Genomic DNA, 14048 nt, shown 5'->3' on the forward strand with positions numbered 1-14048 from the left:
GGGATCAAGCCCATGACGTATGTGATGCCGCCCGAGTGGGCCCCGCACGAGCGCACGTGGATGGCGTGGCCGGGCCCCAACCCGACCTTCTCCGACGAGAGCGAACTGGCCGGGGCGCGGGCCGCGTGGGCGGGTGTCGCGAACACGGTGCGCCGGTACGAGCCGGTGACGATGGTCGTCGGACCGGGGCAGCTGGAGTCCGCGAAGGCGCTCCTCGACCCGTCCGTGGACCTGGCCGAACGAGAGCTGGACGACGCGTGGATGCGCGACATCGGCCCCACGTTCGTCAAGCACGGCGAAACCGGTGAACTGGCCGCCGTGGACTGGACGTTCAACGGCTGGGGCGCCCAGGACTGGGCCCGCTGGGAGCACGACTCCAAGATCGCCCGGCATGTCGCCGACCTCGCGGGCACACCGGTGCACTCCACCGCGCTCGTCAACGAGGGCGGCGGCATCCACGTCGACGGCGAGGGCACGGTGCTGCTGACGGAGACGGTCCAGCTCGACCCCGACCGCAACGGGGGCCGCGCGAAGGAGGACGTCGAGGCCGAGATCCACGCCCGGATCGGCACGTCCAAGGCGATCTGGCTGCCGCGCGGACTCTCCGCGGACTACGGCGAGTTCGGCACGCGTGGACATGTCGACATCGTGGCGGCCTTCGCGGCGCCCGGCGTCGTCCTCGTCCACTCGCAGCGGGACCCGGCGCACCCGGACTTCGAGGTCAGCCGCGAGATCGTCGGCGTACTGTCCGGGCAGACCGACGCGCAGGGCAGGCCCCTGGAGATCGTCGAGGTCCCGGCCCCGACGGTACTCACGGACGAGGAGGACGGCGGCTGGGTCGACTACTCGTACATCAACCACTACCTCTGCAACGACGGCGTGGTGCTGTGCGGCTTCGACGACCCGAACGACGAGGAGGCCGCGGCGATCTTCCGCAGGCTCTTCCCGTCCCGGACGGTCACCCTCGTCGACGCCCGCACGATCTTCGCGGCGGGCGGCGGCATCCACTGCATCACCCAGCAGCAGCCGCGCGCGGGAGCCTGAACGGTGACCGGGACACAGCGGCGGCGCACACCGGCGCCGCCGCGCGAGGACGTGCTCGCCGCGACCATGGCGATGATCGCCGAGCACGGCCTGGAGCGGCTGACGCTGGCCGCGCTCGGCCGCGAGGTCGGCATGAGCAGCGGGCACGTCGCGTACCACTTCGGCAGCAAGGACGAACTGCTGCTGCGCACGCTGGAGTGGAGCGAGGGCCGACTGGGCGCGCGACGCCGGGAGTTGCTGGTCCGCGGATCCAGTGCGCGTGCCCGGCTCGACGCGTACGTCGACCTGTACGTCCCGGACGCGCCGCGCGACCCGCACTGGACGCTGTGGCTGGAGGTGTTCAACCGCTCGCGCAACGCCGACGACGACGCGCGCGCCCGCCAGGCCGCCATCGAGGGGGCCTGGCACCGCGACCTCGTGGCGCTGCTGGCCGAGGGCATCTCACGCGGAGAGTTCGGGGCGCTCGACCCGGACCGCTTCGCCACCCGCCTGCGGGCGCTGCTCGACGGCTTCTCCATCGCGGTGGCGATCGGCCTGCGCGCGGACCGGGAGCAAGTCATGGGCCACGTACGGGAGTTCCTGGACGAGGGCCTCGAACCCAGAGGATGACCCAATCCAGGGGGTGACTCGAACCTAGAGGGTGAAGCGCAGCGGGGTCCCGGGCGCCGCCTGGGCCGCCGCGCCGAGTGCCGCTTCCTCCACGACGGCGATCACCGGATAGCCACCGGTCGTCGGATGGTCGTGGAGGAACACCACGGGCCGCCCGTCCGGCGGCACCTGCACCGCACCCAGTACCATGCCCTCGCTGGGTAGCTCACCGTCCAACTCCCGCTCCAGGGCGGGCCCTTCGGTACGCAGGCCAATCCGGTTGCTGTTGCCCGAGACGGTGTACGTGGCGGTGACGAAGGTCCGCCGCGCAGCCTCGGTGAACCAGTCCGCGCGCGGCCCGAACCGCACCGGCAGCACGAGCTCGGCCGGGGGAGCGGGCCACGGCGCGGCCACCGGCAGCACGGGCCGCGCGGCGGGCGCCTCGCCGACGGGCAGCACGTCCCCCGCGCGGAGCGGCGCGGGCCCGAGCCCCGACAGCAGATCGGTGGCCCGACTCCCGAGCACGGCCTCGACGGCGACCCCTCCGGCGACGGCGACGTAGGACCGCACACCGGCACTGACGGCCCCCACGTCGAGGACGGCCCCGGCGGGTACGTACACGGGGACGCCCCAGGCCACGGGCGCGCCATCAACGGTGACCGGGCAGGGCGCGCCACCCACGACAACCGTGACGCCACGGTCGGGCCGCAACGCACACCCGGTGAGGGTCGTCTCCAGTACGGCGGCACCCTCCGGGTTCCCGACCAGCCGATTGGCGAGCCGCACGGCATCCGCATCGAGCGCCCCCGACCGGGGAACCCCCAGATGCGCATACCCGACCCGCCCAAGATCCTGCACGGTGGTGAGCGCCCCGCCCCGAACGACGGTGATCTTCCCGGTCATCGCCCAAGCTCCGATTCCGGGACATCAGGCAAATCAAGCTCCGCTTTGGGACGAGAGCCAGCGGGGTCCGGGGCGGAGCCCCGATCTTTCAGCCCCGCCGGCGATTGAGGCGCGGGGTCCGGGGCAGAGCCCCGAGTCGTCAACCCCGCCGGAGCGAAACGAACCCGGGTCCCAGGCGACAGCAACGCCGCGGACTCCCGCAACGGATCCCACAACCCTGAGGGATCCGGCATCGACCCGATCAACTGCCACCCCCCGGGCGTGGCCCGCGGATACACGGCCGAGTAACCCCCGGCAACCGCTACCGCCCCGGCAGGGACCTTCGTACGCGGCGTCGCCCGCCTCGGTACATGCAACTCCTCCGGCAACCCCGCCAGATACCCGAACCCCGGCGCGAACCCGCAGAAGGCCACGCGATACGTGTACGAGGCGTGCCGCGCGGCGACGTCCTCCTCGGACACCCCCCACAGCTTCGCCACCTCGGCCAGATCCGGCCCGTCGTACACGACAGGAATCGTCACGACGTCCCCGTCCGCCACGACGCCCAACGGCACGTCCCACTCGCCCAATTGGCGCGCGAGCGCATCCCGCTCCGCCACCCCGTCGAGCAGCACCGTCCGCGCCCCCGGCACGATCTCCCGCACCGGCGGCAGCACCCCCGCGCCCCGCCTGCGCAGCACCTCCGCGTGGAACGCCCCCGCGTGCTCGGCGTCGTCGAACTCCACCAGCAGCGCATGCCGCCCGGCAGTCCGTACGCGCAGGCTCACGTGAACGCCCCGACCTTGACCCCGGCACCCTCGAGCGCCACCCGCACCCGCGCCGCGATCGCCGCCGCGCCCGGGGTGTCACCGTGAACGCACAACGACCGCGCGGCGACGGTGACATGGGACCCGTCGACCGCCTCGACCCCGCCGTCCACCGCGAACGCGACGGACCGGCGCACCACGGTGTCCGCGTCCTCGACGACGGCGTGCGGCTCGCGGCGCGGCACGAGCGTGCCCTCGGGGGTATAGGCCCGATCGGCAAAGGCCTCCCGCACCGGCGTAAGCCCCAACTCCTCAGCGGCACGCAGCAGTTGAGACCCGGGAAGCCCCAGCACGGGCAGCGTGCCACCGGCGAGCCGCACCCCCTCGACGACCGCGCGGGCCTGCTCTGCGTCACGCACGGTCCGGTTGTACAGCGCCCCGTGCGGCTTCACGTACGAGACCTCGGCCCCGGCCGCCTCCGCGAACACCCTGAGCGCCCCGATCTGGTACGCCACTTCGGCCGCCAGCTCGTCCGGCGGTACGTCCATCGCGCGCCGCCCGAACCCGGCGAGGTCCCGGTACGAGACCTGCGCCCCGATCCGGACGCCGCGCTCGGCGGCCAGATCGCAGACCCGGCGCATCACGGAGGGATCGCCGGCGTGGAAGCCGCAGGCGACGTTGGCACTGGTCACCACGGAGAGCAGGGCCTCGTCGTCGGTGAGGGTCCACCGGCCGAAGCCTTCGCCGAGGTCGGCATTGAGGTCGATGACGTCCTGGATCACGAACTCAACGTAGAGGATCGTTCAACGATCCGACAAGGGTCGAGATTCTCGCGCCCTGGGAAACCTGCCCGGACGTCCGAATTCCGGAACCCCTTGTTAGATCGTTGAACGATCCCCTAAGGTCCGTGCATCTCTCATCCATAAGTGCGTCCCTCATCGAAAAGGCCGCCGCATGATCGTTCTGCTCGGCGTGCTCGTGGTGATCCTCGGATTCGTCACGCGCCGCAATCCCGTCCTCGTGGTCGGCGTCGCCGGCATCGTCACCGGGCTGCTCGGCAAGATGAACCCGCTGGAGATCCTCGCCGCCTTCGGCACCTCCTTCGCCGACAGCCGCTCCGTCACCGTCTTCGCCATCGTGCTGCCGGTGATCGGCCTCCTGGAGCGCTACGGCCTGCGCGAGCAGGCCCGCACCCTGATCGGGAAACTCGGCAAGCTCAGCGCCGGCCGCTTCCTCACCGCGTATCTGCTGGTCCGCCAGGTCACCGCCGCCTTCGGCCTCAACAACCTCGGCGGCCCCGCCCAGGCGGTGCGCCCGCTCGTCGCGCCGATGGCCGAGGCCGCCGCCGAACGGAAGTCGGGGGCCGTACTGCCGGACAAGCTGCGCGAAAAGGTCCGCTCCTACTCGGCGTCCGCCGACACCGTCGGCGTCTTCTTCGGCGAGGACTGCTTCATCGCGATCGGCTCGATCCTGCTGATCACCGGCTTCGTGAACTCGACGTACCACGAGCACCTCGAGCCCACCCAGCTCGCACTGTGGGCGATCCCGCTGGCCGTCTGCGCCTTCGTCATCCACGGCGCCCGGCTGCTGCTCCTCGACAAGCAGCTGGAGCGCGAGATGGCGCTCGCCGTCGCCGAACACGAGATCCCGCTGCCGAAGCAGTCGTCGGGTGAGTCCGGGAAGTCCGGGAAGGAGACCGCGAAGTGATCAAGGTCGAATGGCTCTACTGGCTGATCGGTCTCGTCTTCGTCGTCATGGCCGTGCAGATGGCGAAGGACCGCACCAACCCCAAGCGCTGGACGTCGGCCGCCTTCTGGGGGCTGCTCGGACTGACCTTCCCCTACGGCACCGGGGTCGCGGGCGGCTCGAAGGCGCTGCCCGCCGAACCCCTCGGCGTCGCGGTCCTCGCACTGATCGCGCTTGCCGGGTTCAACTTCATCGGCAAGGGCGAACCGGTCACCACCACGCAGGAGCAGCGCGAGAAGTCGGCGGCCCGCCTCGGCAACAAGCTCTTCATCCCGGCGCTCACCATCCCGCTGGTCGCCATCATCTGCGCCTCCTTCCTCGACGAATCGGGCCTCTTCGAGACCGGCCAGGCCACCCTCCTCGGGCTCGGCGTCGGCTGCCTCGTGGCGCTCGTCGTCGGGATGCTGGTCACCGGCGAGCGCAAGGTGTCGACGCCGATCCACTCCGGCCGCTCGATGCTGGAGGCCATGGGCTCGGCGCTGCTGCTGCCGCAGCTCCTCTCCGTCCTCGGCTCGATCTTCGCGGTCGCCGGCGTCGGCACCCAGGTCGGGAAGATCACCGACGCCGTGCTGCCGGACAACTCCAAGTACCTGGCCGTGATCGCGTACTGCGTCGGCATGTTCCTGTTCACCGTGATCATGGGCAACGCGTTCGCCGCGTTCCCCGTCATGACGGCGGCGATCGGCTGGCCGGTGCTCATCCAGCAGATGGGCGGCAACGAAGCGGCGGTCCTCGCGATCGGCATGCTCGCGGGCTTCAGCGGCACGCTCGTCACGCCCATGGCGGCCAACTTCAACATCGTCCCGGCGACGCTCCTCGAACTGAAGGACCAGTACGGGCCGATCAAGGCGCAACTCCCGACGGGCTTCGCGCTCCTCGGCTGCAACATCGTGATCATGGCGCTCTTCGCGTTCTAGGAGGTCTGTATGTCGGGGTACTCAGGGGTCTCCGGGGCGACGCCTCGCGTTCTGCTCACCGGGTTCGAACCGTTCGGTGGGGAGTCCGCGAACCCGTCGTGGCAGGTGGCGGAGGCGGTCGCCGCCACGCCACCACCGGGCCTGGCCGTCACGGCGGTCCAACTCCCGTGCGTCTTCGGCGAATCGCTGACGGCACTGCGCTCCGCGGTCGCCGAGGTGGAGCCCGACCTGGTCGTCTGCCTCGGCCAGGCGGGCGGCCGCCCCGGCGTCACCGTCGAGCGGGTGGCGATCAACGTCGACGACGCCCGCATCCCCGACAACGCCGGGTCCCAGCCGATCGACGTACCGGTGGTGCCGGGCGGCCCCGCGGCCTACTTCTCCACGCTCCCGGTGAAGGCATGCGTCGCGGCGATGAGGGAGGCAGGTGTCCCGGCGGCACTCTCCAACACGGCCGGAACGTTCGTCTGCAACCACATCGCGTACGGCCTCGGGCACCTCATCGCCACGGAACTCCCGCACATCCGGGGCGGCTTCGTCCACGTCCCGTGGTCCCCGGCCCAGGTCACGGCCGGCACGTCCCCGTCCCTCCCGATCGAGACGGTGGCCAAGGGCATCCGAGCGCTCCTGCTGGCCGCAGCGACGACCAGCGAAGACCTACGGGTAACCGAGGGCGCAACCCACTGATCTCTTCAGGGGCGCGGGGAACTGCGCGAACGCAACCAAACGCAGAACCGCACCCGGCGACGCACACGCACCCCGCGGACACGCACCCGCACCCCGCCCCACCGAAGGACACGCCATGCTCACCCCGGACGAAACCGCCCAACTGGCGGCAGCCAACGTCACTCGCGAATACCCCAACTTCACCGCCCACCTCACCACCTCCCCGGACGACCGCCCCCGCCCCAGCGACCTCCACCCCGCCTTCTACGGCGCCTACGACTGGCACTCGTCGGTTCACATGCACTGGCTGCTGCTCCGGACCCGGCCGGAGGCCCACGCCCACGCCGACGTACTGGACCGCCACCTCACGCGCGAGAACCTCGCCCGGGAAGCCGAATACCTCCTCGCCCGCCCGAGTTTCGAGCGCCCCTACGGCTGGGCCTGGCTCGTCGCGCTCGCGGCCGAGTGCCACGGCACCCGCTGGGCCGACGCCTTCGCCCCCGCCGTGGACGCGGTCGACCGCCTCCTCACGGACTGGCTCCCGAAGGCCACGTATCCCGTACGCCACGGCAACCACCCCAACAGCGCCTTCGCCCTCGGCCTGATCCTCGACACGGGGGAGCGCTCCGGGCTGCCCGCCCGAACGCTCGACGCCGTACGCGACCGCCTGCGCAGCTGGTTCGCCGACGACCACGACGCGCCCGCCCACTGGGAGCCCTCCGGCCAGGACTTCCTGTCACCGGCCCTGACGGAGGCCGACGCGATGCGCCGCGTATTCGAGAACGCCGACGACTTCGCCACCTGGCTCGACCGCTTCCTCCCGGCCCTCGCCACCGACGCCCCCTGCCCGCTGCTCGACGTACCCGTCGTCTCCGACCACAGCGACCCGCAGATCGGCCACCTCCTCGGCCTCGCGCTCTCCCGCGCCGCCGCCCTGCGCACGATCGCGGACGCCCTGCCCCAGGGAGTCGTACGCGAGCGGCTCACGAAGGCCGCACAGGAACACCTCGACGCCGGTCTCCCGGCCGTCGAGAGCGGCGACTTCACGACCGACCACTGGCTCGCGACGTTCGCCGAACTGGCCCGTGAATCCCGTGCGTGAACACTATGAACGCAAGTAAGCGTGATCGTTGCCCGGGTGCCCTTGCCCTGAGCATGACGATTCCCGCATCGTGCCGATCATGGGACGAGAACAATGGAAGAAGGTCCTGGTCGGATCGGCCGGGAACATGGTCGAGTGGTTCGACTGGTTCGTATACGCGAGCTTCGCTACGTACTTCGCGGGATCCTTCTTCCCGAGCGGCAACCCGACCGCCCAGCTGATGAACACCGCCGGCATCTTCGCCGTCGGCTTCTTCATGCGCCCCGTGGGCGGCTGGCTGCTCGGCCGGGTCGGTGACCGCAAGGGCCGCAAGGCGGCACTGACCCTCACGGTCAGCCTGATGTCGGCGTCGGCGGTCCTCATCGCCGTCGCGCCGACGTACGGCGTGGCCGGCTACGGCGGCGCCGTGGTCCTGCTGATCGCCCGCCTGCTGCAAGGACTTTCGGTCGGCGGCGAGTACGCGGCCAGCGCCACGTACCTCACCGAGGCGTCCAGCCCGGAGAAGCGCGGCTTCGCCTCCAGTTTCCAGTACGTGTCGATGACGGCGGGCCAGATCGTCGGCCTCGGCCTGCAGATCCTGCTCCAGCGCACGATGTCCGACGAGGCCCTGCACAGCTGGGGCTGGCGCATCCCGTTCATCATCGGCGCCCTCGGCGCGGCGATCATCTTCTACCTGCGCCGCAACATGCTGGAGACCGACGTCTACGAGGAGTCGGCCGACGACGACGCCACCGTGGGCGGCGACGACAAGGGCACCATCAAGGCACTGTGGGCGCACAAGCGCGAGGCCTTCCTGGTCATCGCGCTGACCATGGGCGGCACCGTCGCGTACTACACGTACACGACGTACCTGACGAAGTACCTGTCCAACTCGGCGGGCCTGAGCAAGGAGACGGCCACGCTCGTCTCGTTCTGCGCGCTCGTCGTCTTCGCCTGCCTTCAGCCGGTCGCCGGTGCGCTCTCCGACCGGATCGGCCGCCGCCCGCTCCTGATCACCTTCGCGATCGGCTCGACCTTCCTGACGGTCCCGATCATGACGTTGCTCCAGCACGCGGGTTCGTTCTGGCCGGCCCTCGGCCTCTCCCTGCTGGCTCTCGTCATCGTGACGGGCTACACGTCCATCAACGCCTGCGTGAAGGCCGAGCTGTTCCCGACGGGCATCCGCGCCCTCGGCGTCGCCCTCCCGTACGCCATCGCCAACGCGCTGTTCGGCGGCACCGCCGAATACGTGGCGCTCTGGTTCAAGGACGCGGGCATCGAGTCCGGCTACTACTGGTACGTCGCCGGCTGCGCGGCCGTCTCGCTGATCGTCTACCTGTCGATGCGCGAGACCCGCGACATCGACCTGAACCGGGTCAAGTCCGAGGAAACCACCACGGAAACGGCCAAGCAGGTCGCCTGACCAGGCCCTGAACCCCCTAGATCAAGGCGCCCCGGCCCCTCCTGCGACCAGGAGGGGCCGGGGCTTCTTCTCGTGCGGGGGCGGGCGTCAGATGCCGAGCCGTCGCGCGATCCCGTCGAGCACGCAGTCGAGGCCGAACTCGAACTCCCAGGCAGGGTCGTCCTTGCGGGTCGCCGACATGGCGTACTCCCTATAGGTCGGGTAACGGCCGCTGCCCATCAGGTAGTTCATCTGCGGGGCGAGTGCCTGCCGGGTCTCGACCCCGCTCTCCCAGCCGTGTTCGCGCTTGTACTGGCCCAGCGCGATCTCGACCTGTGTCGCGCCGTGGACGAACGCGCTGACCGAACGGAACGCCGCCATCATCGAGTCGGCGTCGAGATCGCGGCCGTCCAGCGCCCTCAACTGCCGCTCCGCCACGGCCATCCGCGCCGGAGTGAGCTGGACGACCGGTAGCGGCGTCTGTCCCAGCCAGGGGTGGCGGAGCATCAACTCCCTTGTCTGCAAGGCGAAGGAGCGCAACACCTCGCGCCAGTCGGTCACGTCGTCGGGCACGGTCAGCTCGCCCGAGACCCGGTCGAACATCAGCGCCCACAGGTCCTCCTTGCCGGAGACGTGCCGGTACGCGGCCATGGGTGCGACACCGAGCCTGGTGGCGAGACGGCGCATGGTGACGGCGTCGCCGCCCTCCTCGTCCGCCAGCTCCACGGCCGCCGCGGCGATCCGGTCGAGGGTCAGCGAGGCGCGCCGCGTGGGCGCGGGCCGCTCCAGCCGCTCCCAGAGCGAGGGCTCGACGAGCCGGCTCTCCGCGTCCCCGGTCTTCTTCTCTGCTGCCACGACCCCGGCTCCTCCCGATCCCACCCTCGCCTGCGTTCGTGTACAGCGTATCCCCAGTAGACGCCGTACACATTGATGTGTACGTTGTACGCCATCGGATACGTCGTACACAAACTCATCCGCAAGCAGGGGGATCCTTCATGTCTACGCACAGCTCCAGCCCGCTCCGTGTCGCCGTCCTGATCGGCTCCACCCGCGAGGGCCGGTTCGCTCCGGTCGTCACGCGCTGGCTCGCCGGACAGCTCGGCCAGCGCGCCGATCTGCGCGCCGATGTCGTCGACCTCGCCGAGACCCCCCTGCCGACCGTGCTGCCCGCTTTCGGCCAGGAGCCGCCGCCGGGCGCGAAGGAGGCGCTCGCTCTCGTCACGCCGCGCCTCGCGGCCGCCGACGCGTTCGTCTTCGTCACGCCCGAGTACAACCACAGCTTCCCCGCGTCCCTGAAGAACGCGATCGACTGGCACAACCAGGAGTGGCACGGCAAGCCGGTCGCCTTCGTCTCGTACGGCGGCCTGTCCGGCGGTCTCCGCGCGGTCGAGCAACTCCGCGTAGTGATGGCCGAGTTGCACGCCACGACCATCCGCAACACGGTCAGCTTCCACAACGCGTGGGGCGCCTTCGACGCGGAGGGGCGCGTCGACGATCCGGCCGTGGACGCCGCCGCGAAGGCGATGCTCGACCAGCTGACGTGGTGGGCGCATGCGCTGCGTGACGCCAAGTCCGTTCGTCCGTACGCGGCTTGAGCGGGCGAGCGTCATGGCCACGAACCTGACCACCACGGCCGGTCCGAGTGCCGACACGACCGGCGCGCCCTCCCGGATCGTGATCGCGGGCCTGCTGCTCGGCATCGTGCTCGCCACGCTGGACGGCACGATCGTCGGCACGGCCCTGCCCGTCATCGTCGACGACCTCGGTGGCCTGGATCATCTGTCCTGGGTGGTGACCGCCTATCTACTCGCCACGGCCGTCACCACCCCGCTCTGGGGCAAGATCGGCGACCTCTACGGCCGCAAGGGCAGCTATCTCACCTCGATCGTCATCTTCCTCGCCGGGTCCGTCCTGTGCGGACTCGCCCAGGACATGGGGCAGTTGATCGCCTTCCGGGCGGTCCAGGGCATCGGCGCGGGTGGCCTGTTCGTGGGCGCGCTCTCGCTCGTGGGGACACTGCTCGGCCCAGCGGAGGCGGGCCGCTCGCAGTCCGTCATCGGCGTGCTGCTGCCCGCCGCGATGATCGGCGGGCCGCTGCTCGGCGGCTTCCTCACGGACCAGCTGAACTGGCGGTGGGCGTTCTACGTCAATGTGCCCGTCGGGGCCGTCACCCTCGCCATCGTCGGGGCGGGCGTACGGGTGCGTACGGAGCGGGTACGGGCACGGGTCGACCTCGCGGGCGCCGCGCTGCTCACCGCCGCGATCCTCGCCCTGACGCTGCTGTCGTCCTGGGCCGGGGTGACGTACGCCTGGATGTCGCCGCAGATCGCGGCGCTCGCACTGGTCTCGGTCGCGGCCCTCGCAGGGTTCGTCGCGGTGGAGCGGCGAGCGGCCGAGCCGGTGATCCCGCCCCGGCTGTTCCGCGACCGCAACTTCGGCGTCGCGCAGGTGCTGACCTTCACCGCGGGGGCGGCGATGATCGCGGCCGCCACCTATCTGCCGCAGTACATGCAGCACGTACGGGGCATGTCGTCGACGGGCAGCGGGCTGCTGCTGCTTCCCCTGATGCTCGGCATGATGGGCGCCCAACTGGCCATCGGGCGCCGGGTGAGCAACGGCGGCCGCTACAGGCGCTACCCGATCGCGGGCGGCGCTCTCGCGACGGCGGGCGCCCTGGCCCTGCTCCTGCTGGGCGCCGAAACGGCGACCTGGGCGGCATCCGCCCTGCCCCTGGCCCTGGGCATCGGCCTCGGGTGCCTGTTTCAGCCCTCCCTGCTGATCACCATGAACAGCGCCGAGCCCCGTGACATCGGCGCGGCCGGCGGGACACAGACGCTGCTGCGGACCGTCGGAGGCTCGCTCGGCGTGGCGGTGCTCGGGTCCGTGTTCGCCCAACGGGCGCACGGCGGCTCCGACCCGGAGGGGATCGTCGCCGGGTTGCACGGGGTGGCGGTCGGGTCGGCAGTGCTGTGCGCGGTGGCTTTCGCGGCGGCGCTCCTTGTCCAGGAAGCGCCGCTCCGCGGGGCCGCCTGACCGCATCGTGAGACCACAGCCCGGCCCTCGGCCGGGCTGTGGCAGACTGCGGGCGTGCTCTCGTTCGCCAGCATTATTGGCAGCAGGCGCGCCGGTCCGCAGTGACCACCTCGTACGACCCGGTACAGGTGGACACCGTCGTCCTCGACCCGCGCGCAGACCTCTCGCACCCGCGAGAGGTTTTTCTGTTTCTGGCCCACCCGTAGCCAGGCGGAGAGCGCGAGGGATCATAGATGGACGGTGGAGCCGGTCATTCCGGTAGACCGAGATCCCCATCAGGAGCCAGATCAGCATGAGCAGCAGCCTCAGTGAACGTCCCAGTGCACAGCCCACTGAACTCGACGATTCCTTCCACGTCTTCGACACCACGCTGCGCGACGGCGCGCAGCGCGAGGGCATCAACCTCACCGTCGCGGACAAGCTGACCATCGCACGGCACCTGGACGACTTCGGCGTGGGCTTCATCGAGGGCGGCTGGCCCGGTGCCAACCCCCGCGACACGGAGTTCTTCGCCCGCGCGCAGGAAGAGATCGACTTCAAGCACGCGCAGCTCGTCGCCTTCGGCGCCACCCGCAGGGCGAACGCCAAGGCGAGCGAGGACCCGCAGGTGCGGGCCCTTCTGGAGTCCGGCGCCCCGGTGGTCTGCCTGGTCGCCAAGTCGCACGACCGGCACGTCGAACTGGCCCTGCGCACGACCCTCGAAGAGAACCTGGAGATGGTCCGCGACACGGTCTCGTACCTGGTCGCGCAGGGTCGCAGGGTCTTCGTCGACTGCGAGCACTTCTTCGACGGTTACCGCGCCAACGCCGAGTACGCGAAGTCCGTCGTCCGGACCGCGCACGAGGCCGGCGCCTCCGTCGTCGTCCTCTGCGACACCAACGGCGGCTTCCTGCCCGCCCAGGTCCAGGCGGTCGTCTCCACCGTCCTCGCCGACACCGGCGCCCGGCTCGGCATCCACGCCCAGGACGACACGGGCTGCGCCGTCGCCAACACCCTCGCCGCGGTGGACGCGGGCGCGACCCACGTCCAGTGCACGGCGAACGGCTACGGCGAGCGCGTCGGCAACTCCAACCTCTTCCCGGTCGTCGCGGCCCTGGAGCTCAAGTACGGCAAGAAGGTCCTCCCCGAGGGCTCGCTGCGCGAGATGACCCGTATCTCGCACGCCATCGCCGAGGTCGTGAACCTCACCCCGTCCACGCACCAGCCGTACGTGGGTGTCTCGGCGTTCGCCCACAAGGCGGGCCTGCACGCCTCCGCGATCAAGGTCGACCCGGACCTGTACCAGCACATCGACCCGGACCTCGTCGGCAACCACATCCGGATGCTGGTCTCCGACATGGCGGGCCGCGCCTCCATCGAGCTCAAGGGCAAGGAGCTCGGCGTCGACCTCGGCGGCGACCGTGAGCTGGTCGGCCGGGTCGTCGAGCGGGTCAAGGAGCGCGAACTCCAGGGCTACACGTACGAGGCCGCGGACGCGTCGTTCGAACTCCTCATGCGCGCCGAGGTCGAGGGCAAGGAGCGCAAGTACTTCCAGGTCGAGTCCTGGCGCGCGATCGTCGAGGACCGCCCCGACGGCTCCCACGCCAACGAGGCCACGGTGAAGCTGTGGGCCAAGGGCGAGCGCATCGTCGCCACGGCGGAGGGCAACGGCCCGGTCAACGCCCTCGACCGCGCGCTCCGCGTCGGCCTGGAGCGGATCTACCCGCAGCTCGCGAAGCTGGAGCTGGTCGACTACAAGGTCCGCATCCTGGAGGGCAAGCACGGCACGTCCTCCACGACCCGCGTCCTCATCTCGACCTCCGACGGCACCGGCGAGTGGTCCACGGTCGGCGTCGCCGAGAACGTGATCGCGGCGTCGTGGGACGCGCTGGAGGACGCTTACACCTTCGGTTTGCTGCGCGCGGGCGTGGAACCGGTCGAGTAAG

General features: G+C 70.7%; 14 protein-coding genes. 10 read left to right on the forward strand and 4 right to left on the reverse strand.

Annotated features, from left to right (window positions below):
• The first annotated feature begins 12 nt into the window (after nt 1-12).
• Together OHA73_RS29700 and OHA73_RS29705 are read left to right on the forward strand one after the other, a co-directional pair.
• Entirely contained in the window at nt 13-1044 is a 1032-nt protein-coding gene (locus OHA73_RS29700) for an agmatine deiminase family protein (protein ID WP_267069132.1), read from the forward strand.
• A gap of 66 nt (nt 1045-1110) precedes the next feature.
• A complete protein-coding gene (locus tag OHA73_RS29705) occupies nt 1111-1653 on the forward strand; it encodes a TetR/AcrR family transcriptional regulator (protein WP_327658549.1) in 543 nt (180 codons plus the stop codon).
• A 24-nt stretch (nt 1654-1677) separates the two neighbouring features.
• On the opposite strand, the gene OHA73_RS29710 is transcribed toward OHA73_RS29705, so the two are convergent.
• The 3 genes from OHA73_RS29710 to OHA73_RS29720 are packed head-to-tail and all read right to left on the reverse strand — an operon-like array spanning nt 1678 to nt 4063.
• The gene (locus OHA73_RS29710) at nt 1678-2535 is read right to left on the reverse strand and encodes a biotin-dependent carboxyltransferase family protein (protein ID WP_327656562.1); all 858 of its coding nucleotides are present in this window, start codon (nt 2533-2535) and stop codon (nt 1678-1680) included.
• Entirely contained in the window at nt 2532-3302 is a 771-nt protein-coding gene (locus tag OHA73_RS29715; protein ID WP_327656563.1) for a 5-oxoprolinase subunit B family protein, read from the reverse strand. Before OHA73_RS29715 ends, OHA73_RS29710 begins: the two co-directional genes overlap by 4 nt.
• Nucleotides 3299-4063, reverse strand: coding sequence for a LamB/YcsF family protein (locus OHA73_RS29720; protein ID WP_327656564.1), 765 nt, complete (start codon nt 4061-4063; stop codon nt 3299-3301). Before OHA73_RS29720 ends, OHA73_RS29715 begins: the two co-directional genes overlap by 4 nt.
• A gap of 172 nt (nt 4064-4235) precedes the next feature.
• Here OHA73_RS29720 and OHA73_RS29725 point away from each other — a divergent pair, with 172 nt between their 5' ends.
• The 5 genes from OHA73_RS29725 (at nt 4236) to OHA73_RS29745 (ending at nt 9111) form a co-directional block, all read left to right on the forward strand.
• Complete coding sequence (locus OHA73_RS29725; RefSeq protein WP_327656565.1) at nt 4236-4988, forward strand: DUF969 domain-containing protein; 753 nt, start codon at nt 4236-4238, stop codon at nt 4986-4988.
• Complete coding sequence (locus OHA73_RS29730) at nt 4985-5944, forward strand: DUF979 domain-containing protein (protein WP_266714447.1); 960 nt, start codon at nt 4985-4987, stop codon at nt 5942-5944. The genes OHA73_RS29725 and OHA73_RS29730 overlap by 4 nt, the downstream gene beginning before the upstream one ends.
• Before the next feature lie 9 nt (nt 5945-5953).
• Nucleotides 5954-6628, forward strand: a complete 675-nt coding sequence (pcp, locus tag OHA73_RS29735; RefSeq protein ID WP_327656566.1) for a pyroglutamyl-peptidase I — start codon at nt 5954-5956, stop codon at nt 6626-6628.
• Between the two features lie 115 nt (nt 6629-6743).
• Entirely contained in the window at nt 6744-7709 is a 966-nt protein-coding gene (locus OHA73_RS29740; RefSeq protein WP_327656567.1) for a DUF2891 domain-containing protein, read from the forward strand.
• 79 nt (nt 7710-7788) lie between these two features.
• Nucleotides 7789-9111 (forward strand): MFS transporter, encoded by a 1323-nt coding sequence (locus OHA73_RS29745; protein WP_327656568.1) that lies wholly within the window; start codon nt 7789-7791, stop codon nt 9109-9111.
• A gap of 87 nt (nt 9112-9198) precedes the next feature.
• On the opposite strand, the gene OHA73_RS29750 is transcribed toward OHA73_RS29745, so the two are convergent.
• Complete coding sequence (locus tag OHA73_RS29750; protein WP_267069124.1) at nt 9199-9945, reverse strand: TetR/AcrR family transcriptional regulator; 747 nt, start codon at nt 9943-9945, stop codon at nt 9199-9201.
• A 140-nt stretch (nt 9946-10085) separates the two neighbouring features.
• Here OHA73_RS29750 and OHA73_RS29755 point away from each other — a divergent pair, with 140 nt between their 5' ends.
• The 3 genes from OHA73_RS29755 (at nt 10086) to cimA (ending at nt 14047) form a co-directional block, all read left to right on the forward strand.
• The gene (locus OHA73_RS29755; protein WP_266714457.1) at nt 10086-10685 is read left to right on the forward strand and encodes an NADPH-dependent FMN reductase; all 600 of its coding nucleotides are present in this window, start codon (nt 10086-10088) and stop codon (nt 10683-10685) included.
• A gap of 13 nt (nt 10686-10698) precedes the next feature.
• Entirely contained in the window at nt 10699-12123 is a 1425-nt protein-coding gene (locus OHA73_RS29760; protein WP_327656569.1) for a DHA2 family efflux MFS transporter permease subunit, read from the forward strand.
• Nucleotides 12124-12415: 292 nt separating this feature from the next.
• Complete coding sequence (cimA, locus tag OHA73_RS29765; RefSeq protein WP_266714461.1) at nt 12416-14047, forward strand: citramalate synthase; 1632 nt, start codon at nt 12416-12418, stop codon at nt 14045-14047.
• The last annotated feature ends 1 nt before the right edge of the window (nt 14048 follow it).

The sequence above is a fragment of the Streptomyces sp. NBC_00483 genome (assembly GCF_036013745.1).
Taxonomy (GTDB): Bacteria; Actinomycetota; Actinomycetes; order Streptomycetales; family Streptomycetaceae; genus Streptomyces.